Source organism: Deltaproteobacteria bacterium (genome assembly GCA_020848905.1).
Taxonomy (GTDB): Bacteria; Myxococcota_A; Polyangia.
On the sequence record JADLHG010000059.1, the window covers coordinates 68,442 to 92,213 of the forward strand.

Annotated in this window: 17 protein-coding genes; 6 read left to right on the top strand and 11 right to left on the bottom strand. The window is 71.4% G+C overall.

Annotated elements, in window-relative coordinates:
• Positions 1 to 72 precede the first annotated feature (72 nt).
• Complete coding sequence (locus tag IT371_25940; protein ID MCC6751122.1) at positions 73 to 1,662, top strand: RHS repeat protein; 1,590 nt, start codon at positions 73 to 75, stop codon at positions 1,660 to 1,662.
• 119 nt (positions 1,663 to 1,781) lie between these two features.
• On the top strand, positions 1,782 to 2,882 hold the full coding sequence (locus tag IT371_25945) for a hypothetical protein (GenBank protein MCC6751123.1): 1,101 nt from the start codon (positions 1,782 to 1,784) through the stop codon (positions 2,880 to 2,882).
• Positions 2,883 to 2,895: 13 nt separating this feature from the next.
• Here IT371_25945 and hypB read toward each other — a convergent pair whose 3' ends face one another.
• The 3 genes from hypB to IT371_25960 all read right to left on the bottom strand — a co-directional run bounded on the left by hypB (position 2,896) and on the right by IT371_25960 (position 5,065).
• Entirely contained in the window at positions 2,896 to 3,678 is a 783-nt protein-coding gene (gene hypB, locus IT371_25950; protein ID MCC6751124.1) for a hydrogenase nickel incorporation protein HypB, read from the bottom strand.
• Positions 3,679 to 3,680: 2 nt separating this feature from the next.
• Positions 3,681 to 4,022: a hydrogenase maturation nickel metallochaperone HypA gene (hypA, locus tag IT371_25955; GenBank protein ID MCC6751125.1), complete on the bottom strand. Its 342-nt coding sequence runs from the start codon at positions 4,020 to 4,022 to the stop codon at positions 3,681 to 3,683.
• 359 nt (positions 4,023 to 4,381) lie between these two features.
• Positions 4,382 to 5,065: a hypothetical protein gene (locus IT371_25960; protein MCC6751126.1), complete on the bottom strand. Its 684-nt coding sequence runs from the start codon at positions 5,063 to 5,065 to the stop codon at positions 4,382 to 4,384.
• Between the two features lie 192 nt (positions 5,066 to 5,257).
• Between IT371_25960 and IT371_25965 the strand changes: the two genes are divergently transcribed.
• Positions 5,258 to 5,863, top strand: coding sequence for a hypothetical protein (locus IT371_25965; protein MCC6751127.1), 606 nt, complete (start codon positions 5,258 to 5,260; stop codon positions 5,861 to 5,863).
• Between the two features lie 24 nt (positions 5,864 to 5,887).
• Here the strand turns inward: IT371_25965 and IT371_25970 are convergent, their stop codons facing one another.
• The 3 genes from IT371_25970 to IT371_25980 all read right to left on the bottom strand — a co-directional run bounded on the left by IT371_25970 (position 5,888) and on the right by IT371_25980 (position 10,676).
• Positions 5,888 to 7,747: a hypothetical protein gene (locus IT371_25970; protein ID MCC6751128.1), complete on the bottom strand. Its 1,860-nt coding sequence runs from the start codon at positions 7,745 to 7,747 to the stop codon at positions 5,888 to 5,890.
• Positions 7,748 to 7,757: 10 nt separating this feature from the next.
• Positions 7,758 to 10,106 (bottom strand): hypothetical protein, encoded by a 2,349-nt coding sequence (locus tag IT371_25975; protein ID MCC6751129.1) that lies wholly within the window; start codon positions 10,104 to 10,106, stop codon positions 7,758 to 7,760.
• Positions 10,107 to 10,193: 87 nt separating this feature from the next.
• A complete protein-coding gene (locus IT371_25980; protein ID MCC6751130.1) occupies positions 10,194 to 10,676 on the bottom strand; it encodes a hypothetical protein in 483 nt (160 codons plus the stop codon).
• Positions 10,677 to 11,083: 407 nt separating this feature from the next.
• On the opposite strand from IT371_25980, the gene IT371_25985 reads away from it, so the two are divergent.
• Positions 11,084 to 13,228 carry a hypothetical protein gene (locus IT371_25985; protein ID MCC6751131.1) on the top strand — a complete coding sequence of 715 codons (2,145 nt, stop codon included), beginning with the start codon at positions 11,084 to 11,086 and terminating at the stop codon, positions 13,226 to 13,228.
• Between the two features lie 138 nt (positions 13,229 to 13,366).
• On the top strand, positions 13,367 to 15,754 hold the full coding sequence (locus tag IT371_25990; protein MCC6751132.1) for a PAS domain S-box protein: 2,388 nt from the start codon (positions 13,367 to 13,369) through the stop codon (positions 15,752 to 15,754).
• A gap of 19 nt (positions 15,755 to 15,773) precedes the next feature.
• On the opposite strand, the gene IT371_25995 is transcribed toward IT371_25990, so the two are convergent.
• The 3 genes from IT371_25995 to IT371_26005 all read right to left on the bottom strand — a co-directional run bounded on the left by IT371_25995 (position 15,774) and on the right by IT371_26005 (position 19,577).
• Entirely contained in the window at positions 15,774 to 16,745 is a 972-nt protein-coding gene (locus IT371_25995) for a hypothetical protein (GenBank protein MCC6751133.1), read from the bottom strand.
• A gap of 314 nt (positions 16,746 to 17,059) precedes the next feature.
• A complete protein-coding gene (locus IT371_26000; GenBank protein ID MCC6751134.1) occupies positions 17,060 to 17,833 on the bottom strand; it encodes an MBL fold metallo-hydrolase in 774 nt (257 codons plus the stop codon).
• A 58-nt stretch (positions 17,834 to 17,891) separates the two neighbouring features.
• Complete coding sequence (locus tag IT371_26005; protein MCC6751135.1) at positions 17,892 to 19,577, bottom strand: hypothetical protein; 1,686 nt, start codon at positions 19,575 to 19,577, stop codon at positions 17,892 to 17,894.
• A gap of 265 nt (positions 19,578 to 19,842) precedes the next feature.
• Here IT371_26005 and IT371_26010 point away from each other — a divergent pair, with 265 nt between their 5' ends.
• On the top strand, positions 19,843 to 21,036 hold the full coding sequence (locus IT371_26010; protein ID MCC6751136.1) for a hypothetical protein: 1,194 nt from the start codon (positions 19,843 to 19,845) through the stop codon (positions 21,034 to 21,036).
• 56 nt (positions 21,037 to 21,092) lie between these two features.
• Here the strand turns inward: IT371_26010 and IT371_26015 are convergent, their stop codons facing one another.
• On the bottom strand, positions 21,093 to 22,448 hold the full coding sequence (locus IT371_26015) for a hypothetical protein (GenBank protein ID MCC6751137.1): 1,356 nt from the start codon (positions 22,446 to 22,448) through the stop codon (positions 21,093 to 21,095).
• Positions 22,449 to 22,450: 2 nt separating this feature from the next.
• A complete protein-coding gene (locus tag IT371_26020) occupies positions 22,451 to 23,590 on the bottom strand; it encodes a hypothetical protein (protein ID MCC6751138.1) in 1,140 nt (379 codons plus the stop codon).
• Positions 23,591 to 23,772 lie beyond the last annotated feature (182 nt).

Sequence of the window (23,772 nt, forward strand, 5' to 3'; positions counted from 1 at the left end):
CGACGCGAGGAGGTCCAACCGTCGTTGGAACATCCCCTGCACAGCGGCGCGCGAGACAAGGAGAGAGAGACGATGCGAGACAGACGCAAGGGGAAGGGTCTATTCGGCACGCGCACAGGTCTTCTGCTGGCCCTCTGCAGTGCCGCGGCGCTCACGGGATGCGGCGCGCCCGACGGTGCGGGCAATTCGACCTTCGAAACCGCCTCCGCCGACGGCGCGGAGAGCGCGGCAGAGCTCGAGGCCGCCGCGGCCTTCGAAGACGGCACGCCCGAGGCCGCGGGGATCCTGCGTACGGCGAACAGCGCGAGCCTCCGCGAGCTCCTGGTCGACGCGCGTCTCGAGGGGCTCGGGGTGCGCGGCTCCTACGCCGCGCAGGGGATCGTGAGCGCGCGCCGCGTACGCCCCTTCCGCACGCTCGGCGAGCTCAAGCGCGTACGCTGGGTCGACCGCCGGGTCCTCTCGCGCCTCTACAAGTACGCCAAGGCGAAGGGCTGGGTCGTCGCGCCGGTACCGGCGGTCGCCTGCACGCTGCCCTTCATCAAGGTCAAGGAGCAGGACGGGGTCTACCAGGTCGTGCGCCTCGGCAAGCGCGAGCTCGACGCGAGCGGGCGCCTGACCCGCTACGAGCACTACACCTTCGAGCCGGGCGCGGAACCGAGCTTCGCCAAGGATCCGGCGTTCCGCGAGAAGCTCGAGGCCTGGGCGCGCGACTTCCAGAACGCTCCGACCGACACGCAGCTCTTCGCGCTCGACGCCGCTGGCCGCCCCACCAAGGTCACGGAGCGCATGGTCTTCGACGAGGGTCCGGAGACCTGGGTCACGAACCTGACCTACGACGGGCAGGGCCGGCTCACCGAAGAGCGGTTCGAAGGAGAGCTCTCCTACCGCTTCGCCTACGACGCGCGGGGCCGACGGGTCGGCGAGGCGATGATCGCCGGCGAGCGAGAGGTGCGCGCGGAGCTCGAGCACGACCTGCAAGGCCAGCTCGTGCGGAAGCGCTACTACACCCGCGTCGGCGCCACCTCGCGGGCCGCGGCCGACTTCCGCATCGAGCGCAGCTACGGTCCGCGCGGCGAGCTCGCGCGGGTCACCTGGACCGAGCAAACGCACGGACGGATCGGCGCCACGATCGACTACGTCTACGACGGTCGCCTCTGGAAGGTGCGCGAGGTGCGCAAGGTGCGGCTCGAGCTCGACCAGGCCTCGGGCACGATCTTCAACCTCTGGGAAGAAGAGGGCGTCACCATCGCGTCGATGCGCCAGAGCGTGACCTCCACGCACCACTTCCTCTACGACGCGAGCGGAGCCTTCCGCGAGCGGGCCATTGTCCGGGAGGAAGAGGGGAGCCTGAAGGGCACGACGCCCGTGGGCCCCTACGAGCAGAGCGGCAAGACGACCTACTTCGCGGGCTACGATGCGCGCGGCCTGCCGACCGCCCAGCTCGAGGTGCCCCGGACGCCGCCCACGCCGATGGATGGCCCCGAGCTGAACGTCCCCTTCACCTTCATCCACCCGAGCCCCGTGGGGAGCTGCGCGGCCGCGCCGCAGGTCTCGGCCTGGCCCAACCCGCTCCGCGGCCACGGCACCGAGACCGTGGACGAGTGGGGGAAGGCGGACCCCGGCTTTCAGGCCTTCGCGATGCAGCCGGTGGCCAGCTTCTGAACCTGGTCACCTTGGCCGCGATCCATCCCGTCAGGCTTCGTCGCGCCTGCGCGTCTGCTCGCCCGAGCAAGGGCCCGCCGCGGCCGGTGTCGCGCCGCCTCGTGCTACGATAGGCGCCGATGAAGAAGGCCGGGCTCGGGCTCACCGCACTCCTCGCAGCGCTGCTCTTCGTGGTGGCGTGCGACGGCAGCCCGTCGGCGCGGGATGGCTCGGGAAGGCGGCTCGACGACGGAGGCGTGACGGAGGACGGGCGCGCGGCCCTCGAGGCCGGCGGACCCCACGACAGCGCGTCCGGCCCATGGGACGCCCGGGCAGCGCTCGACCTTCTCGGTGACGGTCCGCGCCGCGACGGCGCCGCACCCCGCGATGGGTCGCCAGGGCCCGCTCCCGACAGTCGCTCGCAGCCGACGGGCGACGCGGGCGCGCTCTGCGTGGGGAGCACACCCGCTGCCGTCTTCGTGCAGAAGGTGACCGAGCTCCCGGACTACACGCAGACCGACTCCGCCTACGGCGGCTTCGCGAACGGGGGCAACTACCACTGCGGGCCCACGGCCGTCTCGAACTCGCTCGTCTGGCTCGCGGACCACGGCCACCCGGGCCTGATGGCCCACTCGAGCGACCGGAAGAAGGACCAGCACGACCTCATCGCCACGCTTGGCTCGGCGACCTACCTCGCCACGAGCGCGCAGGGCTACGGCACGCCCCCGTCGAACCTGCTCCCGGGGTTGAAGAGGTACCTGCAGGACAAGGGCGTGGCCTATCGTTCGCTGAAATGGCAGGGCTGGTCTCCCATCCCCATCGGGGCGGAGTTCGACACGGGGGTCGCCCTCCCGTCGCTCGACTGGATCAAGCTCGGCATCCAGGGCCGAAACGTCGCGTGGCTGCTCATCGCCATGGGCACGCACGACCCGCAGACCGACGTGCACCGGATCGCGAACGGACACTGGCTGACGGTCGTGGGCCACGGCACGACCGGCTCGACGAGCGACCCGCGTTACCTCGTGGTGCACGATCCCTGGACGGGCGGAAGCGTGACCCACGCCTACGTGCAGACCGAGCGGCTCGGCGGCGGCACGCTCACGGTGGACCCGCAGCTCCTGCCGGGGGGGCTCACGCGGAGCGCGGCGGGCTACTACCGCCTGCGAGGGCCCTTCTCGTTCTCGCAGCCGGAGGTCCTGCTCCTCGGCGCGGTGGTGCTCGAGCTCCCCTGCACGCCCTGAGGGCGGTGGGTCCTTACGCCGCGCGCGCGAGACGCACGAGCCAGTCGCACCAGGCATCCATCCCATCGCCCGTGAGGGCGGAGAGGCAGAGCGCCTCGAGCCGCGGTCGCACCCGCCGCGCGTCGGAGAGGCACCGCTCGGGGTCGAAGGGCACGTGGGGCAGCAGGTCGAGCTTGCTCAGCACGAGGAGGTCCGCGCAGGCCACGGCCTCCGGATACTTCTCGGGCTTGTCGTCCCCTTCGGTCACCGAGAGCAGCACCACGCGCCGCGTCTCGCCGAGCGCGAAGAGCGCCGGGCAGATGAGGTTCCCCACGTTCTCGATGAAGAGCAGGCCTCCCTCGAGCGGGGGGAGCCGCTCGAGCGCGTGCCCGACCATGTGCGCGTCTAGATGGCAGCCCCGCCCGGTGTTGAGCTGCAGCGCGGGCACACCGAGCGTGCGGAGCCGCTCCGCGTCCCGGCTGGTCCGCGGGTCGCCCTCGATCACCGCGAGCGGCAGGCGGTCGCCGAGCCGCCTCACTGTCGCCTCGAGAAGCGTGGTCTTCCCCGCCCCCGGGCTCGCGAGCAGTCCCACCGCGGCGATCCTCCGCGCGGCGAGCCACTCCCGGTTCCTCGTCGCGTAGGCGTCGTTCTTGGCTAGCAGATCGTGCTCCACGCGGATCACGCGCGACGCACGCGCGTGGTCGTGCGCGTGGTCGTGCGCGTGGTCGTGCGCGTGTGCGTGGTCGTGCGCGTGGTCGCCCAGCGCATCCCCGTCAAGATGCACTTCCTCGTGCCCACAGCCGCAGCTCCCGCACATCGTCAGTCGACCTCCAGCTCGGCCAGCCGCAGCCTGTCCCCGGCCACGAGGGAAAGCTCGTATCCGCCGCAGCGCGGGCAGGGCTCGAAGCGGCTCGGCAACGGCACTTCCGTGGCGCACGGCGCACAGCGCGCGCGTCCTAGTTCCTCGACGAGCTCGAGCGTCGCGCCCTCCACCGCGGTGCCTCGGGCCACGACCTCGAAGGCGAAGCGAAGCGCCTCGGGCTCCACCCCCGCGAGCTGGCCCACCACGACGCGCACCGTCCGCACGCGCGCGACCGCGTGCCGCTGCGCCTCGGTGCAGGCGACCTCCACGAGCTCACGACACAGCGACAGCTCGTGCATCGAGACCCCTCGGACCCAGATCAGCTCTACCGTGAATGTCCCCCGCTCCACGCCGCGCGTCGAGTATCCTCTGAAGGTACCTGCTACATCGCTCCTCTGGGGGGAACCGATGGACCCGTCACCGAAACGCTCCTGCCGCACGCGCTCGCCCTATCGTGGCTTGCTGGCCGCCCTGCTCCTGTCGGCCTGCGCCCGCGACCCCGTGGCTGGCCCCGCTCGGGACAGTCGATCCGTAGCAGATGCTCCCACGCCACCGATCGGGCGGCGCAACGTTGGGCCTTCACCTCCGAACCCCGACGCGAGCTTCCATTGCCACGGGAACCGCAACGTGGTGGCCCTGTGACGCGCGCGCCGCCGCTTCAATAGGTGAAGACCCAGGTCGCCTTGGCCTGCGGGGTGGTCATCGTCCCCGAGTACATCCCCATCGTCTGATCGATGTTGCAGCCGCTCTGGTCCGCCTCACCGAGGGTGATGGAGGTCTTCGTGGCGTTCTGGACCAGGCTGTCGGTCTTGCAGTCCCAGACGTGGCTCACCGGGCCCTTGTCGCTGTCATACGTCACGCTCTTCTTCACCGCGTCTACCGTGACCTTGTAGGACTTGCCGGCGGTGAAGGTGTTGTTCGCGTCCACGCCGTTCACCAGCAGGCACTTGAGCAGCGTGCTGCCGGCCAAGGCCCGGAAGGCGTCGTCGATCTCCTTCTGCGTGTAGGCGCACGAGGTGGCGCCGTCCCGACTCGCGCCGTCCTTGCTCGCCCCATCCTTGCCCGTGCCGCCGTCGCGCTTCGGATTCGACGCCTCCGCGCTCGCCCCCTTGTCGGTGACGTTGCCATCCCGGGGCGCCAGGCCGTCGGCGGACCCGCCCCCGTCCCCGGAAGGCCCACGATCCGCACCGCCGCCCCCATCACCAACCGCACCCCGGTCGCTCGTGCCGCCGCTTCCGTCTGTCGCGAGTCCCCCCTGGTCGACCGTCGTGCTCGTCGTGGAACTGCACGCCCCGCACCACAGCAGCGCCGCGCTCAACACCAAACCTCGTCGCTGAATCACGCTCTCCTCCGCTCGTCTCGATAGAGGCCGCGATGGCTCGCCCTCCGGCGAGGGCGCTCCACTCCACCCCGGCCCGCCCGGCCCGTCAAGCGCCACCGTGCGGCGGCACGCAGTCCCGCGTCCAACGCCCGCGGGAGCGCGCGCCCACAAATGAGGGAGGAGCGCCCTCTCCTGCTATGCTCAACGCACGCGATGCCCCGATTCCTTCCGGCGACGCTCCGTGCTCTGCGTACCTGCACCGTCGTGGCGTCGTGTCTGCTCGTCAGCGCGTGCCTCCGGGGAGGCTTCGATCCCCCCCGCCCGACGGGCGACGGCGCGGGGAACGGGACCGCCGATGCCGCGCACGGCCTCGACGGACCGGTCGGCGACCGCGGACTTCTGGACGGCCTTCCCGCCACGGACCTGCGCCGCGACGGTCCCAAGACCGACGGACGACGCGTCGACGCGCTCGCCTCGGACGCGCGGCCCTCGGACGCGCCCCGGCCCGCGGACGCCCGCCCCCGCGACGCGCGACCTCCGGACGGCCCGCGGAAGGACGCTCGGCTCGGCGACAGCCGCCCCCCCCAGCCGAAGGTGGACGGCTTCGTCATCCCCGTGAGCTGCGGCAACAAGAAGTGCGAGCCCCTGAGCGGCGAGACGGCCGCCAACTGCCTGCTCGACTGCCACTGCGGAAACATCACGACCGAGTACTGGCTGGGCGAGGACTGCGACGGCACGGACCAGGAGTGCGCCTGGCAGTCGGGCGAGATGTGCGATCAGTTCTGCAAGTGCGTCCAGCGCCCGCCACCGCCGCCCTGACAGAGGTCGCGGCCGCCTTACGCCTCAGCAGCCGGTCAGGAGCGTCACGTCGTCCACGTAGACGCCTTCGCGCGTCCCGGTCGTCGACTCCGCCGTCACCGAGAGCTCGAGGGTCAGGGTCTGTCCCTTGAAGCGCGAGAGGTCCACGACCACGTCGATCCAGGTGCGAGCCGGATGGGGCGCGCCGGAGGGTTCACCCTTGCGCCAGAGCTCGGCGCCCCCCTTCACCCGCAGGAAGATCGGATCGTAGGTGGAGCTCGTGAACGTGTCGTGCCAGAGGGAGAAGCGCAGGGCCGCGCCGCCGCTCGCGGGGAGCGTGATCGGGGCGAGGGTCAGGACCCCCGAGTTGTCTACGCCGGCGGTGACGAAGCTCTTCGCCTGCGGATCGCCGTAGTAGAGGGCGTTCGTCCCGCTCACCGAACGGGCCCCCGAGACGACCTGCCACTTCACCTTGTTCGCCGGATCGGTGTGCGTCTCCGTGTAGCCCGCGGGGAAGGTCGTGGCCGCGTCGAAGCTCTGCGCCGACGCGCCCACGCCCGTCTTCACGGACCAGTGCGTGGTGCTCTGGGCGGCGTCGCAGGTGAAGCACTGGCTGGTGTGCAGCTCGCCCGGCTTGTAGCACCGACGATCCATCGTGCAGCCGCCTGTGATGGGCGTCCACACCGTCTGGCTCTTCGCCGGGTCGCACTCGCGGCACAGCTCCTGCGCGTAAGGCGCGGGCCGGTCTCCCTTGGCCAGGCACCTCCTCTCGATGTAGCAGTTGCCGTCCGTGACGGTCCAGGCCGCAGGGTTCTTCGCCACGTTACAGACGGCGCAACTTCCGCCGGGCGCGCTCTTGCCGTCAGCGTAGCACTCGAGCGGCACCGGCGGACCCCCCGGAGTCGGCGGTATCAGGGAGATGGCGCAGATGCCGGTGCGCATGGTCCAGCCGGTGGTGCTCTTCGAGACGTCGCACACCCCGCACCCGTCCGACGACGCCGTACCATCGGGCACGCACTTGCCGGGATCCCCGGGACCGCTCAGCACGGTGCACAAGGCCTTGGTGGAAATCCACACGGTCTGGCTGGTCGCCGGTTCGCACGCCCCGCAGCCGTTCGGCGCGAGCTCCCCCTTCGACCAGCACTTCCCGTTCACGAAGCATGAGTCCGGCGCGATCGTCGCCTGGCCACAGCCCCCCTTGCCGTCGCAGGCCCCCTTGAAGCAGCTCGCGCCGGGCGGATAGCACTGGGTGCTGAAGTCGGTCCCCTTGCAGAGCCCGGCCTGGCAGAAGTCGTCCTTGGTGCACGGATCCCCGTCGTCGCAGACGCCCCCCGTGGCCGACGAGAGCGCGCTCTGACTCTCGGCTGGGCGACATTCCGAGCAGGGCTCGGCGGGCGGTCGCTCGCCGGACTTCAGACAGACCAGCGCCCCTTTGCCGTCGGGGCCCACCACCGGCACCGCGCAGCTCCCCTCCTTGATCTTGTGCTCGCAGAGCCCCTTGCCCTTGCAGGTGTCCACCGTGCAGTCGAGCCCGTCGTCGCAGCGCTGCACCGCCGCGGGCCGGCACTTGTAGTCGGCGCCGCAGACGGGGTTCACCGCGCACGGGTTCTCGAGCGCGCAGGGGGCCCCGGGCACGGCGCACGCCGGGAGCGGGCCGAAGCCGTCCGGGATCGTCGGGCTGCCGCCTCCGTCGGTCGCGACGCCGCCGTCGCTCCCCGCGCCCGCGCGGCAGGTCCCCGCCTGGCACACGAGCCCGCTGTTGCAGGTCTGGTTGGGATAGCAGGCCTGCCCCTCGGTGCCCGGTTGCACGAGCTCGGTTCCGCCGCAGCCGGCGCCCGCGAGCCCGACCGCGAGCGCCGGACCGAGGAGGAGACGCACCTTCATCGCCATCGTGGTCGCGCGCATGATCGCCTCCTCACTTGGTCCAGGTTTGGTAGGAGACCACGATGCGGCTCCCCTTCTTGAGCGTCAGGCCCACGAAGCGCAGCGCCCCCGAGCCGGCCTCGAAGGCGAAGCCCGGCGAACCGCCGCGGACGAGCTCCTTGCCGTCCAGCGTGACCCGCAGGCTGCTCGTGATCGGTCGGCCCTCGAGCAGGATCGGCTTGAGCTGCCGCAGCATCTTCTCGAGCGCCGCGCGGACGTTGGCGACCACGTCGCCGCAGAGCGTGACCTGCGCCCCACCCGTGGCCGCCATGACCTCCTGGTAGCCGTAGGGCACATCGGCCCCCATCCCGTCGCAGCCCGACGCGTCGGCGCAGGTGGCCCCGACGACGTAGAAGGTGGCGCGGGTCTCGGGGTCGCTCTTGCCCGTGAAGGCGTCGAGGAAGGGCTGCACGATCGTCGCGAGCTGGCTCGTCTTGTCGGGCGCGAGCGGGCACCTCCTCGCCTCGTTGTAGGAGATGACCTTGGAGAGCTCGTTAGACATCTCGTCGCTCACGACCAGAATCGCGACCTCCGCCCCCTTGCGCAGCTTGGTCGGATCGCCGTCGGCGCGCGGCAGGTGCCGCTTGATCGCCTCGAGGGCGTTGGTCAGGCCGTACTCCGAGCCCCCCTCGTAGCCCGGTGGGTTCGCCACGCAGCCGGCGATGGTCGCCAGCTCGTTCGCCGCGAGAAACCGGTCGGGGCCCCCGTCGTCCGACTGGTTCGTCGTGGCCACGGAACAGAACTTCCCGACGCCGGCCTTCGACCCGCCCGTGCCGTTCGGATCGATTAGGTTCGTCACCCCCACGCGAAAGTCGATCCCGCTCGCCGCGAGGCCCGCGAGCACAGCGGGCAACCCGAGCTGCAGCTTCTTCAGCCGCTCGTACATGCTCCCCGACTCGTCCCCGACCCAGATGAGGTCCAGCATCGGGGCCTTCTCCACCACCTGCCCCTCGCAGCCGCGACCGAGCTTGGCCGCCGCCGCGGCGAGCGCGCTCCCGTCCGCGAGCTCGAGCGAGAGCGCCGCCGTGCGCTTGGTCGGGTCCTCGAATTGCGCGCGCGGCGTCACGGCCACCACGTAGGCCACGCGCCCGTCGGCGCGCAGCACGAGCGAGAGCCGGACGAGGTAGCCATCCGTCGGGACACCGAAGGGGGCGGGCAAGCCGGTGAGCGCACCGCCCGGCAGACCGAGAAGCGCGGCCAGGATGCGGGCCCGCGCCGTGCTCGGGTCCGTCGCGTCCTTGAGGGTGATATCGAGAAGGGCTCCCGCGTAGAGGGGCAACCCATCGTGGGTCTTGCTCGCCGCGGGCTGGCTGCGGAGCTGCAGCTTCGGCGAGGGAGTCGGCGGCGGAGCTCCCGGGGAAGGTGCGGGCCCGGGGTCGACCGCGGCCAGAGACGCGAGCGCGTTCAGGACCTGCGGAAAGGCCTCCTCCAGCGTCTTGGCCGTCGTCGGCGCGATCGCCACAACCCCCGCCACCGCCCCGTCCGCCCCCGCGTAGTCCACGCAGAAGGCAGCCGTCTCCTTGCCCACGCCCGCGATGCTCACCTTCTGCCAGGTCGGCTTCCCCGACACCGCGAGCGCCAGGTCGGCGTCGGTGTCTCGCTTTACCTCGAGCGAGGCCTGGCTCGCGTCGCAGATCCCGTTGCCCACCAGGCGGTCGGTGCCCAGGCCGAAGGTATCGACGGCGACGGCGCTCGACTCGCCGCGCGCGCAGGCGAGCGCCGCGACCGGTTTGCACGCCCCCTGCTCGCAGCTCTGACCGGCAGCGCAAGCCCCGGCCGCCACGTCGGGGCAGCCGGCGAGCTTCTCGCCGCAGGTGGCGCGGCAACACCCCACGCGCCCGTCCCCGTTGCGATCCTCCACCGCGTCGGGAAGACCGTCCCCGTCGCTGTCCAGGTCCACGTAGTCCGGGTAGCCGTCCTGGTCGGTGTCCCGCGGAGCGCCGGCCGCGCCGCTCGCCCCGCCCTCGATCGCGTCGGACACCCCGTCTCCGTCGCTGTCCCCATCGAGGTAGTCGGGCAGCCCGTCCGCGTCGCTGTCCCGACGCTGCGCGCAGCCCTCGACGAGATCGCCGAGCCCGTCACCGTCGGAGTCCTTGCCCGGCGCGCAGGAGCCCGGCGGGCCATCCACGATCGACGCCGCACCGTCCCGCACGGGCACTCCCCCGTCCAGGCTCGCGCACCGCCGGTCCGCACCGCAGGCGAGCCCCGCGTTGCAGGTGCCGTTCGGATAGCAGGCCCCGCCGGCCGTGCCGGTCGTGCCCAGGTCCGCGACCACTCTTTCCGTGCCGCAGGCCGCGAGCAGCAGCGCCAGCGCCGCGCCCAGCCGTCCCGTGTTTCGCATCGAGTCCCCTCCGTCGTCGGGACGGGACGATAGCGAATCCCAGTATTTCGTACAGGTGGAATCCGGCGGCGGGGGCTGATACGGGGGCTACTTCTTGGCGGTCTTCGGCTGCGCCATCATCTTCTCGGTGGCTGCCGCGTCCGCCTTGAGCAGGGCAGACATCTCCTTGCTCAGCGTGACCATCTTGGCCGTCGTGCTCCCCACCTCCGGGGGCATCTTGGCCATGTCGTGAGGCGCCGCCTCGAGGCTCACCGACGCCATCGCGGCCGCGATCTTCTTCGCCAGAGCCGCCAGCGCGTGGTGGTCCTTGGCCATCTTCTTCACGAACTTCAGCTCGGCCTTCGAGGCCTTGTCCTTGTTGCCGGACATCCACTTCGCGTGAGCGTCCATGTTCAGCGCGACCTGCTCCACCAGCTCCGAGAGCTTCTTGGGCAGCGGCGCCTTGGCCTTCATGTACGCGCCACAGTCCTCCGCCTTCACGCTGCTCGGGGCAGCCTTCTCCTCGGCCTTCTCGGCCCAGACGGTCACCGGCAGAAGAAACATTCCGACACAAAGCGCCATCGTTCTCATGTTGCACTCTCCTTTGCACGCACCGCACGCGGCAGGGCCGCCGCCAATGACCACAGGGCAAGTCGAGGAAACATGCGGCACGGAAGACACCGCCCGCGGCCCCTGAGCGCCGGTGGGAAACCCGCTCCACGCCCTTGCCCGCCCGCCGCTGCATACGCCCCCTGGCCCGGGCCGGTTACGATGCCACCCGCCGTGGCGCCTCCCCCCGCCGGCGCCGACGGTGGCACGGCTGCCCGAGCCCACGCCCTGAGGCCCCGGTTGCCACGGGCCCGAAGCGGGGAAGACCCCGTCATTGCGTGGAGTCTCTGGTGCCCGGCCGCGCCGCGCGGGAGCGTCGCGCCCCGCCCCCCCGCGCCCGCACGCCTGCCCGCGCAGGCACGACCGTTGCACAGACCCTGCCCGGCCCCATGCGCCCGCACGCCCGGCACCTCGTCCGCGTCGTCCTCCTCGCTGCAGCGCTCGGCGCCGCGGCGCTCGGCGGCACAGCGCTTGGCGAGGCCACGGCCTCCGCGCGCACCCCGCCTCCGCGTCCCCGCACGCTCCCGGAGTGGGCAGCCATCATGAATCACTGGGGGAGCGAGTATCAGCGCAAGCAGCGCGACCAGCTCCCCGTGCGGCAGCTCCTCGCGCAGCTCCACAGCGAGAAGGGTCAGGAGCTCCTCGAGGAGCTCGTGAAGACCGCCCGCGCCCACACCCGCGACGGAACCGCGACCCCCTTCGAACGCGCGTTTCTCGTCGAGCTACGGCAGGTGAAGCGGCAGCGCGACCAGGGGGGCGAGGACCGCTTTCGCCTCTGGTCCAGGCGGCGCCTGCACAACCCCTTGCCCGCGGCGCTCCTGAACGTCCTTCAGGGCGCGCTGCACCTGACCGACGAGTACACGGACTACCATCCGACCGGCTACGCCTGGCTCGATCACGTGTGGGTCGATCCAGTCGCGCTCGGCCGCACCCTCGGTGAGGACGCCGTGGCCTTCGCCCGCCGCCTGCAGCGGGAGGCCAGCATGCGACGCGAGACGCTGGGCCAGCTCCGACCGATCAACCAGTGGTCGGTCTTCGCCGGCCTGCGCGCCGGCGTGGCGCGCTTCCTCGCCGACGCGACGGGCCTCGGACCGCGCCTGCCGGTCCTCGAGTACGTGGTCCGGAAGGACGGCCGCCTGCCGCCGATGCGCGGCGCGCTCGTGCGCCTGCCGATGCGTACCAACACGCTCACCTTCTTCGAGGCGCTCGGCCTGCCCGCCGGCCAGACGGTGGTCTACGACGAGAAGGTGCATTTTCTCGATCCGCGCGTGGCCGAGGCGGCCGCGCAGCTCGGGCTGCGCGTCCGAGGCAAGAGCGTGAAGGGCGATCGCCCCTTCCTCGAGACCTGGGTCCGCAACGCCGTAGCCCCCCTCGAGCAGCTCTCGGCGGGCGAGCTGGCGGCGATGAAACCCCAGTTCCTCGTCCTCGACGACGGTGGCGAGCTCTTGCTTCAGCTCGTGCACCTCTTCGAGAAACGCCCGGAGCTGGCCCGCTACGCCCACCTCTTCGGCGGCGTGGAACAGACCGGCAGCGGCTCGAACAAGCTGCGCAAGATCGAGCACGTCCCCTTCCGCGTGGAGGACCTCGCGCGCGGCGCGGACAAGGCCAAGGAGGGCCCCGACATCTACGGCTACGTGGTCGCCGCGCAGGCCTACGACCTGCACCGGCACTACGCGCGGCAGGGACTCCTGCGCGGGACGCGCGTCGCGGTGCTCGGCGCCGGCCAGACCGGACAGGGCATCGGCTTCGGCATCGCCAAGTTCCTGGCCATCAAGGGCTACCAGGTGAGCGTCTACGACAAGGCCCAAACCGTGCGCGAGCTCCTCGCCGCGAACGGTCTCTTCCGCCAGCTCGGCGTGACCGTCGCCACCGACGATGTCTCCGCCGTCAAGGACGCCGACATCGTGATCACCTGCACCGCCGGAAACCGCGCGCTCGATGCGAAGCTCCTCGAGCGGCTCGCCGTAGCGGTCCCCGAGGGGCGCACCCAGCTCTGGCTGGCCGCCGGCTCGCCGGGAGAGATCGAACGCTTCAAGCGCACCCCCGAGGAGCGCCAGCGCCTGCGCGTCGACCGCCGCGGCATCGTGCGTGCCACCTTCGGCGAAAAGCAGGTCGTGCTCGGCCACGCGAACGCCGGGCCGGACCTGGATCGCCTGATCCCCCACGGCAACTGGAACATCCTGCTCGCGCGGAACGGACAGGTCTGCAACGGCCGCACGCGCCTCGTGAGCAACATGCCGGGCCTGCTGAACGTCACCGTCATGGAAGAGCTCGGAAGCGGCGACTACGCGCAGCCCCGCCCCACGCGCACCGACAACCCGATCGCCGACTACGCCATCGACGAGGAGCTCGCACGCATGTACCGCGCCGCCCACCTCGTCCTCGGCGGCGGGGACCCCGGGGTACATCCCGTGCCGCCGCAGCCCGACCTGACCGCCGAGGGCCTCCGCCGCCGGCCGATCATTCGCGTGCATCTGCCCCACAACCGCGGCCTGGACGCCGTCCTCGGCCTGGACGGGCTGAAGGTCCACTGAGAGCCCGGCGCGGCGCCTCGCCGGTCAACGGGCACCCTGGCCAACGGACATCGGCGGGGGTAACCTCATGCTTCGCCATCGGGTGGGAGGGGGTGCGGGATGCGACAATCCTCTACAGGCGGAACCGTTCAGGAGCTCATGGATCGCCAGGCCCAGCTCGCCGAGCTCGAACGGTTCGCGCTCGATCGAGTCCCGGGCCCGGCCCTCCTCGAGCGGGCCGTCGCCACCCTGGCCCGAGGCCTGAACCTGGAGCTCGGCGTGCTACTCGAGCTCCGCGAGGGTCAGCTCGCGCCTCTCGCGGGGCACGGCTTCCGGCCGGGCTGGCTCGAACGCTCGTGGCTTGGCGACGGACCGGGCTCGTTCTCGGAGTTCGTCTCCGCCGCGAGCGGGCCGCTGGTCATCGAGAAGGTGGAAGGCGAACGGCGCTTCACCCTGCCCGCCCCGCTCCTCGAGCACGGCGCGAAGGGGTGCGTCTTCCAGCGCGTTCCCCTCGGCCGGGAGCGACGCGGCGTCCTCGGGGCGGCGAGCCACCATCCGCGGACCTTCTCCGAACCCGACCTCTTCTTTCTGCACAGCGTGGCCTTCATCCTCGAGAGCACCCTGCACCACGCGGAGGTGGAGGCCGCTCTCCGCCAGAGCGAGGCGAAGTACCGCGTGCTGCTCGAGCAATCGGCCGACGCGGTCTTCATCGCGGACGCCCAGGGGCGCTACGTAGACGTGAGCGACCTGGCCTGCACCATGCTCCGCCGCACGCGGGACGAGATCCTTCGCATGACCATCCCCGAGCTGGTGGTGATCGAACCGCAGGAACCCGCTCTGCGGATGAACCTTCTGACCGAAAACGAGACGGCCACGACCGTCCGCACGCTGCGCCGGGGGGACGGGACCACGTTCCGCGCGGAGGTGAACGCCCGGCAACTGCCGGACGGGCGCGCCATCGGCATCGTGCGCGACGTGACCCAGCGCGAGGCCGACGCCACAGCGCTGCGCCAGCTCTCCGAGCGGTTGAGCCAGGCCCTGCGTGCCTCCAAAGCCGGGGCGTGGGAGTGGGAGGTCATCGCGGACCGCATGTTCTGGTCCGATGAAATCTATCCGCTGATGGGCCTCGAACCGGGCTCGATCGTGCCCAGCGTCCAGAGCTGGGTCGATCGCGTACATCCGGATGATCGGCCGTCGGTGGCGGCGCAGGTGATGGAGACCATCCAGCGTCGGCAGAACCTCGACTTCGAGTTCCGCCTCGTGCGGCCCAACGGCGAGGTGCGGTGGATTCGTGCGGTGGGCAACATCAGCTTCGACTCCCATGGTGACCCGCTCCGCATCTTCGGCCTCCAGATGGACGTCACCGCCCAGAAGGAGAGCGAGCGCGCCCGCCTGGAGGCGGAGGATCGCGCGCACTCGGCGCAGCGGCTCGAGGCCCTCGGGCGGCTGGCCGGCGGCGTGGCGCACGACTTCAACAATCTGCTGACCGGCATCCTGGCCGCCGCGGGCCTGGCCCTGCAGGAGAGCGATCACCCGGGCCAGGCACGGCAGGACCTGCAGACCATCATCGACGCGGCCAAGCGCGCTTCCGGGCTCACCCGGCAGCTCCTCGCGTTCGGGAGGCAGCGGCCGCACCACCCCGAGGCCGTGGACCTGCTGGCGCATCTGACCGAGCTCGAGCCGATGCTCCAGCGCCTGGTGGGCGAGGAGATCACGCTGGAGCTGCACCACGAGGCCCACCTGCCCGCCGCGTTCATCGACCCGGGGCGCCTGGATCAGATGATCCTGAACCTCGTGCTCAACGCCCGCGACGCCTCGCCGCGGGGCGGTCGCGTGATGGTCCGCACCGCACGCACGGCCTCGGATCCGTCGCTGCCGGGGCCCGACGGCGCCCCGGCGGGTGAGCGCTTCGTCTCGGTGCAGGTGCAGGACAACGGGGTGGGGATGGACCGCGAAACCCTCTCGCGCGCCTTCGAGCCCTTTTTCACCACGAAGGAGAGCTCGCGCGGGACGGGCCTGGGGCTGGCCACGGTCCACGGCCTGGCCGAGGCGAGCGGCGGCGCGGTGCGCGCCCGGAGCGAACCGGGACGCGGCAGCACCTTCGAGCTCCTCCTGCCGGTGGCGGGCGGCGCCGTGCCGATGAAGAAGGTCGAGGCGCCCCGGGAGCGCGAAGCCGGGCAAGGGACCGTGCTGGTGGTGGAGGACAACGCGCTCATCCGACGCCTCGCCGAGCGCATCCTGGGCGGCGCCGGCTACGCGGTGCTCTCGGCGGCGAGCGGCACGGAGGCCCTCGCGCGCCTCACGGAACACGCGCGTCCCGTCGAGCTCTTGCTCTGCGACGTGGTGATGCCGGGGCTGAGCGGGCCCGAGGTGGCCGAGCAGGTGCTCGCGCGCTACCCCGAGGTCCCCGTGCTCTTCATGAGCGGCTACGCCGACGACGTGCTCCACCGGCACGGCGTGGCGCTCGAGAACGCGCCGCTGCTCAACAAGCCCTTTACCCCGGCCGAGCTCCTGGAAGCGGTGGCCGCGCGGCGGAAGGCCGGCTGAACCATCCTCGTCGGGGGGACTATCGACGCAGGTAGCTGTTCAGGATGGGGGCGTTCAAGTTGGTGCCGAGGGTGAGCTGCTTGTCCCCGTGGAAGAGCTCGGTGGACTGCAGGCGGTAGAAGTTGTTCGGGCCGCTCGGCTGCCACTGACGCCGGACCCAGAGGTTCCGGCCGGGACCCGGAGTCACGGTGGAGACGGTCTGGCCGTTGTACGGGCCGACCTGGATGTGCTCGGGCGGCTGCACCCCGTGGTCGATGCGCTTGACCATCGCGTTCCAGGTGAGGACGAGCTCCTGGGACCAGCGGCCGTCTCCGCGGTACTCCTGGTCGTGCAGAAGGCTCGCGACGTGCAGGGCCTTCGACTCGAGGCTTCCGCCGCGTCGGGCACCGAAGTGCTCGGCCACGCGGGAGGCACCTACCACCGCGCTCTCGGCGACCTGACCGAGCGCGCCCAGCGCCAGGTCCTTCGTGACCAGCATGAGCGCCCCTTCGTAGCCGATCGCCTGCGGCTTGCCCTGGGGGCTGAGGTAGAAGAAGCCGAAGTCGTAGTCGGGGCGCGGAGCGTTGAAGAGGCTCTGGCGCCCGTTGCTCGGATTCCGGCTCTCGAAGCTGACGCGGCACGCGCCGATGAAGCCGCCGCAGGAGAGCGGGTAGGTTTCCGTCTGGGCGTACTGGTTGCCGTGGTTCGTGGTCACCATCAGCCCGCCCCCGTCGAGCTCGAGGCGTCGGGTCTGCGTCTCGCCGACGCCGGCCGGATCGGGCCCCGCCACCCAGTGGAAGCGCTGGCGATACTGGCCGAGCAATTCGTTGGGCCTGCGCTCCATCTCGGGGAAGCGGTACCCCGACTGCATCTGCTCCAGGCTGTAGGCCGAGCTGAAGAGCGGGGCCATCACCTCGGCGTTCGAGAGCAGCGCCTCGTAGCCCTGCGGCGCTTCGGCCCGGGCGACCCGCGGCGCGGTGGCGCCAACCATGGCCAGCACGACGGCCGCCACACACGTCCTTCTCTGCCTGCGAGACATGCCTTCCTCCGGATCTCTCGTCGAGCGACGCCGCGTCGCCCGTCCGGAGGCGCTATGTGCAGCCGGCGTACCAAGCGGAGACGAGGCGAGCCCCACGTCTCTCCGGCGGCTCGGATGGCAAGAGATACCCGTGCGTTAGGTGGCCTGATGGAGGCGCGCGCCGCCGCCTCTCCGTCGTCGTCGACGGCGGGATCCGAGTGGCGCCCCGATCGGGCAGGGCTGACCGCGGGCGTGGCCGCTGATGTCATCTGTGGGCGGGCGCGGTCGTCGCCGGCACGGGCCGGGGATCACGGCAGGCCGAACCACTCCTCGGGCTCGGGCACGACGAGCTGCATCTCGGGAAGCTCGCGCGCGGCGCGTGTGCAGAAAGCCTGCACGGGGTAGTCCACCACGAAGGAGGGGAAGAAATCGTCGAAGTGGTGCAGGACCACGGTCCGCGGACGGAGGAGCTTGAGCGCCCGCAGGTAGTAGTCCACCACGTCGGTGCGCCCCGCGAAGGGAAGCAGGAAACAGTCCGGCGCGAGCTTCGCCAGCGCCCGGTAGTCGCCGCCGCCGCTCCCCGAAAAGAGGATGCGGTAGCCGTCGAAATCGAGGAGCAGCTCCGAGCTGGAACCTTCGGGATAGGCCTCCGCGCGCCGGAGGAGCTCCGGACCCACCCCCCCTCTCAGCACGAGCGCCGTGGTGCGGGCGATCAGCGACGCGTCGAAGCGGATGTGCCGGGAGGGGACGATGCGGATGCGCGCCCCGGCGAAGGCCACCTCGGCGTGACGTTCGTTGGCGTGGAGCCGCGCGCGCGGGAGGCCTTGCGCTTCGAGCACGCGGCAGGTGACCTCCGGGCCGTAGACCTCGGCCCCGGATACGCGAGCCAGCGCCGCCGCGTCCTGCGCGTGATCGAAGTGCCCGTGCGAGAGCAGGATGAGCGAGACGTGGGCGAAGTCCTCGACCCGGGCACGGATTACCGGCGACGCCCCCGGAAGGCGCGAGAGAAACGGGTCGAGGAGCAGCTCGTGGCCCCGGTAGCGGAGGTGAAAGCCCGCGGTGCCCAGCCAGCGCAGCTGCACGCGCTCACTCATGGGCGCGTGCGGTGCTCGCGAGGCGGCGCTTCCCGTCGCGTCACCGCTAGCGGACCTGCTGGATCTGGCGCGCGAGGTCGGCATCGATCTGGCCTTCGACCCAGGTCTTCTCCTCCACGTGCCGCTCGCCCACGGTCTCGTTCACGCGCTTGAGAGCTCGCGCGGCCGGCTTGAAGGCGTTCCTCGCCTCGCGTGCGCTGGCCTCATCGCTGCCCGCGGAGATGGCCCCGAAGATGGGTGCAAAGAAGTACGACTCGACGAAGCCGGTGCGACCGTGATCGGCCCGGAGATTCCGCGTCTCCGGCAGCAGCGTCGCGAGCTGCTCCTGGGTGAGCGTTCCGTCCCGCTTCAGCCGGTTCACCATCGTATCCAGCTTGCGCAGGCCCGAGGCCGCCGCGCGGGCCGCCGCCTCCGCCGAGCTTGCGTTGCTCGCCGCGAGCGACCGATACAGCTGGCTGTGGTCCTCGAACTTGATCTCCGTGGTCGTGCCTCCGTTGCCGTTACTCACCTGATGCGGCACCGGCACGTGCGTCTGGGTCATGGCGAGCGTGAGATTCGTCGCCTGCGACGCGCGGTTGCTCACGACGGCGTCGAGCTGGTCTTCAATCTCGCTCACCAGCGACACGACCTGTTCGGTCTTGCCGGCCGCCTCCGCCAGCCGTCCCATGCGATCCCGTCGCTGCCGGAAGACCGGCTCGTCCTTGGCCAGCCTGTCCCCCACGCGACCGCGCATCGCCTCGGTGCGCTTGCCGTGCAGGGCGGTCTCGCTCTTCGTCTCGTCGAGCAGCGGCTCGAGCTCCTTGCGCGCGGCCTTGCCCGGAGCCCGCAGGCGCCCCCCGAAGAGCCAGGGCTGCTGCTTCACGAAGGCCGCTATCTTGCGGTCGCTGTCCGTGGCCACCCGCTTCTGTCCGTCGAGCTCGGTGCCGAGCTCCTGCAACTTCAGCGCGAGCTTCCCCTCGCGACCCGAGCGGACCGCCTCGGTCTCGAGCGTCTCGATGGCCTGCTTCCACTCGGCGGGCCGGAGTCCTCCGATCTCTCCCTGGTCGCGCGCGCCGCGCCCCGCGGAATCGCCGAGCGCCGCGCGAACCTGCACGAGCGTGAGCGCCGCGAGCTCCTTCTCCGCCGCGGGCCGCGAGATGCGACGCGGCTTTCCACCGGGCTCCAGGGCCGGGAGCTCGACGGTGGCGAGCCCCGCCCCTTCCGAGAGCTTGATCGCCTTGCGGAGGACCGTGACGGCCTCGCCCGCGCCGGCGCCGAGGCGCTCCACGTCGGCCTCGTTGTTCGGCCTGGCCAGCGCGGCCTCGAGCTCGCCCATCAGGCGGCCCGGAGCCGAGGCCGTGAAGCGGCGGAGGAGCACCCGCGTCCGCGTGAAGAGACCGCCGAGCGTGGCTGCAGCGATCCCCGCGTAGCCCGCGCCGAGCACGTGCCATTGCGTGAGGCCGTGGGCGTTGTCAACGAGCTGGGGCGCGTGCTGCAGGGTCACGGCGGTGAAGGCGGCCGCGGCGACGGCGCCGAGCGTGGTCATGACCCAGCTACCCGGGATGCGCGCGGCGGTGAGCTTGACGCGCTCGACGATGCGCTGGCCGAGCGGCGCCCTCAGGCGTACCTGCGGCGCGGGGGCCTCGGCGAGACGCCTGCGCGCCTCGACCGGCTCTGCCGACGCGGCGACGAAGGCCACCGTCGCCACGAAAACGACGCCACGGAAGACGGCCGCTCCCTGACGGAATGACATCGCGTACCTCATGGGGTGGTCGTGCAGCCCCGGGGTACAGCAAGCCGGATGCCAGGCCGCGGCGCCGACAATCGCGTGAGATCTTGCCGCGCCGAGCGCCCGAGGGGGACCTCTGGCCTCAGCGGGACGGCAACGCGGGCTGCCAGGCCCCGGCCCGCGCCGAGCTACCCGCTTCTCCCGTGGGCAGTGCCCGTTGGTCCGGGGCGGCGCTTCGTGGTAGAGGCGTGTCGTCCCGCCGGGGGACGAGCCATTGAAGGAGCACCGCATGCGGAAGGGCCTGGTGGTGAGCTGCATGGCGCTGGCGACGCTCTTGGCGGCGGGCTGCACGGAGTCCCCGCGCGCCGGGGGCGACGGGGGAGCCGATGCGGCGAGCGCGGGGAACCCCGACGGCGGAGGAGACGGACCGCGGCGCGACGACGGCGCATCGAACGCAGACGCTCCGTCGTCGGACGATCGCGGCGCGCCCCTGCCCCCCGACGGCACCGTGGCCAGCGGCGACGGCGCTTCACGCAAAGACGGCGCGGCGCGTAGGGACGGCGCGCGGCCGGCCGATGGCGCCCTCCGACGGGACGGCGGGACGAAGGCGGACGCCGCCGCACCCACGGCCGACCTGGGCGTGGGCCGCGACACCTCGACGCCTCCGACGGGCGACGCCGCGCCGCCCGTGGCCGCGTGTCTCGCCACGCTCCCGCCGATGGCCGAATCCGCGCCGCCCACCCCCGCGGACGTGTGCGACTCGATGGACTGGAACCTCTCGATGGACGGCTTCTACCTCGTCTCCCAGTTCGGCACCTCGGCCGACTCGACCACCTGGGGGCGCGGGACGAGCTGCGGCGGGCTGCTCACGCACTACATGAACTGGTGCTGCATGTACGACCGCCACCAGCAGAAATGCCTCGACGGACAGACGCCCCAGTTCCTGAAGTGCCATAGCTGGGTCGATCCCCACGTGCCGAAGATCCCCTGGGTGAAGGGCACGGTCGACTACAACTACTGGACCGTCGTGAACCGCGTGGGCGCCTACTTCTTCGACAGCAAGGGGAACCCGAAGCCCGTCGCGGACACCATGGCGTTCAACTACCCGGAGTACTTCTACGTGGCCGGCGCGCAGCGCTTCAACTGCGGCACGACGCTTCGCGTGACCAACACCGAGAACGGGCGCTGCGTGGTGGTCTACGTCGAGGACGGCGGCCCCGGCGCCACCTACGAGCAGGCGGGTTACGGCGGCCGGCGCATCATCGACGCCTCTCCCGCGCTCCACCGCTACCTGAAGACCACCAAGTCGGGGTGGAAGAACTCCACGCTGCTCTACGCGGAATGGGGCCTGCCGACGGACAAGCCGGGCCAGCCCTGCACCCCCTGCGCGGGGACCGCGGCGAAGCGCGGCACCGAGAGCCAGCGCACGCCCTACGACATCAACCACTACGAAGGGGCGCGCGGCGGGCTCGGCTGCCGCTAAACATGGTCACCTTGGCGGCGATCCCTCCCGGCCGGTTGGGTCGCGGCGAGGTCCAGCTATAGCGGCGGCGTCGGCTTGCCGAGGCTCTGACAGCGCTCCGCCTCGGGGTACGCCGCGCAGTAGCCGCGGCGATAGCGCTCGAACTCGTCCACCGTGTTGGTGGGCACGAGCTTCTTCTGCTCGGGCGTCACGACGACGGTGAAGTCGCAGTAGCGGCCCTCCGTCGGGGCTGCGCACTTCACCGTCACCTGACATCCCTCGTCGGTGCAGAAGGGCTGCGGCTTGAGCAGCGGCAGCTCCTCTCGGACCCGCGGGTCGGCCTCGAAGCGGCGAATCAGCTCGCCGCAGGCCTGTTCGCCGTCGAGCCGACCGAAGAAGCCGTTCGGGCAGAGGAAGTCGATCGCCACGGCCTGGAAGTCGGCGTAGCTCGGCGCCACCGAGACCGGCTGCACCGAGGGGGCCGCGAGGAGCGAGCCGAGCATGGCCCGTTCGCAGCGCTGCTCCAGGCGAGCCTCCGCGTCGCAGAAGAACTTGTAGATCGGCGCGGCCGTCTGGTACTTGGTGCCGCGGTTCGGCTTCATGCGACGGCACCCGCCGCGCGGACAGGCCCTCGGCACCTCGCCCGAGATCGCGTTCTGCTTGGCCGTCGTCCACTCGGTCCCCGACGGGCGCGCGAAGGCGTCGAAGAAGCGCTGCACCCCCTTCCGCTCGAGGAGCATCTGGAAGTTGGTCCCGTTCAGCGCGCCGGCCACGGGGATGTGCCAGAGCTTCGCCAGCGCCGGCGCGACCTGAAAGCCGGCGTTGCAGCCCCAGAAGAAGACGAAGGCTCCGTCGGAGAAGCTCGCCCGCCAGCTCTCGACGCTCGCGTAGCCGGCGGCCACGTCGGCCGTCGAGAAGAGGGTGCTGCTCCCCTCGAGGCGCGGTCCGAGCGTGGCCGAGGAGTGCGAGAAGATGTCGATCGAGCGCAGCCTGCGATAGCTCGCCACCTCGGGGATGAGCCATTCGCGCACGATGCGGGGATAGCTCCCGTCGGCCGCCTTCACGGTGGCGAGCAGCCCCAAGCTCTCGGGCGTGGCCTTCGCCGGGTCGTGAAACCCGACCCCCTGGACCACGTCCCCGTAGGTCTTCAGCGTGGAGCTCGCCACGTAGACCACCACCTGATCGCCGGGGTAGACGGCCCGCAGCCGCGCCGCGCGTTCCGCCGCGGAGGTCACGAACTGCGAGCCTTGATCGATGTGCGCCCCGATCACGATCAGCCGCGACGGGGCGCTCTTGTCGATCGTCGCGCCGGTGCCCATGGCCGTGCGTTCGAGCTCCTCGGTGCCCGACCCGACGGGGCCGCAGGCCGCGAGCACGAGCGCGCAGAGGCTGGCGCCCACCAGCGTCGTCGATGCGAATCGAAGGTCGCGCATGGTCACTCCGCCTTCAGCCTTCTCAGGGTCTTGGCAGGCACGAGCACCGGACAGCTCCACGGCGCGTTCTCCGGCCCGAGGAGCTTGCGCACGGTCTCGCCGAGGTAGACGTAGTAGACGACGGAGCCGAGGATCTTCGCGCGGTCGAGGCCGGCGAGGTAGCCCTTGGGCGTCGAGCCGGGCAGGAGCCCGAAGAAGCCGTGCGCCACGGTGCCGCGCCCGCCTTCGCGCGCGTCGCACACCCCCAGGTTGAAGATCCCGGCCTGCGCCACGTGCGGGCCCAGGTCGGGGTCGTAGATCGTCTCGGCGGGGCGCGGAAGCACCGGCGCCACGTGCCCGCTCCCCTCCTCGTAGCCGGCACAATCCAGGTCGTTCAGCCAGATCGCCGTCACGGGGAAGCCGAGGTCCGCGAGCTCCTGCGCCACCTCGGCGTCGCTCTGCTCGGTCCAGCGCTCCAGGTTCTCGAGCACGAGCTTGGCCGCGGCCGCGTCGCTCGCGAGGAGCGCGCTCCTGAGCGCCTGGTCCTTCGCCTGCAGCTTGAGGGTGGCCACGCGTCGCCAGCGGTGATAGCGGTCGTCCCCCTCGTGCGCGAGGAGCCAGCCGAAGAGGCGGTTGGCCGAAACCTCCTCACCGACCTTGAGGGACGCTGACAGGTCGGCGTCGGGCGGGACCGGCAGGTTCGCGTCGGAGCGCGTCCGCTTGTAGACCCAGTGCGGCAGCTCGGCCCCCACGGCCCGCGAGACGTCCCAGGCGAAGATGTTGCAGAAGGTCTGCATCCCCCGACGGAGATAGCGGCCCGGTCGACACGCGGCCTCCACCCCGAACTGATTCACCGCGTCCAGATAGAGGGCCGGGTCGAGCCCGTCGTCCACGCGGTAGGGGCGGAGCTCGTCGGCGGGGCGCGGGATCCAGGGGTTCAGCGTGTAGCCGGCCAGGGACTTGTAGCTCTGGCCGTCGCAGAAGGCGAGCTCGGGGTACGCGCACAACGGCGCGGGTGGCGGCGGGTAGGGACTCTGCGCGCGGCGCTCGAGCTCACCGGGCTCCGGCGTCCCCTCGCAACCGGCGAGCCCTCCGAGCGCGACTGCGAACGCGATCCGGAGTGTCGGGGCAAGGCGAGCAACAGAGGCCTTCCGTCGGCGCACGAGAGCTCCTACCGAGATGCCGGTCGCGTCTCCAGGTGCAACCCGGGTGCCATGCCCCACGATCGTTGGCCAATATTTTAACCAATAATAACATTGCGTTGTATTGAAGCGTGGGGCGCGCCGAGCGGCCCCTCTCCGGGGTTCGACCGCTTGCGGGTCCGGGCCACGCGATCTCGGAGTGC

Bases quoted from the DNA above. Each gene is read 5' to 3' on its own strand.
- hypA (MCC6751125.1), bottom strand. From the start codon at position 4,022: ATGCACGAGCTGTCGCTGTGTCGTGAGCTCGTGGAGGTCGCCTGCACC.
- IT371_25980 (MCC6751130.1), bottom strand. From the start codon at position 10,676: ATGAGAACGATGGCGCTTTGTGTCGGAATGTTTCTTCTGCCGGTGACC.
- IT371_25990 (MCC6751132.1), top strand. From the start codon at position 13,367: ATGGATCGCCAGGCCCAGCTCGCCGAGCTCGAACGGTTCGCGCTCGAT.
- IT371_26005 (MCC6751135.1), bottom strand. From the start codon at position 19,577: ATGTCATTCCGTCAGGGAGCGGCCGTCTTCCGTGGCGTCGTTTTCGTG.
- IT371_25945 (MCC6751123.1), top strand. From the start codon at position 1,782: ATGAAGAAGGCCGGGCTCGGGCTCACCGCACTCCTCGCAGCGCTGCTC.
- IT371_25940 (MCC6751122.1), top strand. From the start codon at position 73: ATGCGAGACAGACGCAAGGGGAAGGGTCTATTCGGCACGCGCACAGGT.
- hypB (MCC6751124.1), bottom strand. From the start codon at position 3,678: ATGTGCGGGAGCTGCGGCTGTGGGCACGAGGAAGTGCATCTTGACGGG.
- IT371_25970 (MCC6751128.1), bottom strand. From the start codon at position 7,747: ATGCGCGCGACCACGATGGCGATGAAGGTGCGTCTCCTCCTCGGTCCG.
- IT371_25985 (MCC6751131.1), top strand. From the start codon at position 11,084: ATGCGCCCGCACGCCCGGCACCTCGTCCGCGTCGTCCTCCTCGCTGCA.
- IT371_25975 (MCC6751129.1), bottom strand. From the start codon at position 10,106: ATGCGAAACACGGGACGGCTGGGCGCGGCGCTGGCGCTGCTGCTCGCG.
- IT371_25965 (MCC6751127.1), top strand. From the start codon at position 5,258: ATGCCCCGATTCCTTCCGGCGACGCTCCGTGCTCTGCGTACCTGCACC.
- IT371_26015 (MCC6751137.1), bottom strand. From the start codon at position 22,448: ATGCGCGACCTTCGATTCGCATCGACGACGCTGGTGGGCGCCAGCCTC.
- IT371_26010 (MCC6751136.1), top strand. From the start codon at position 19,843: ATGCGGAAGGGCCTGGTGGTGAGCTGCATGGCGCTGGCGACGCTCTTG.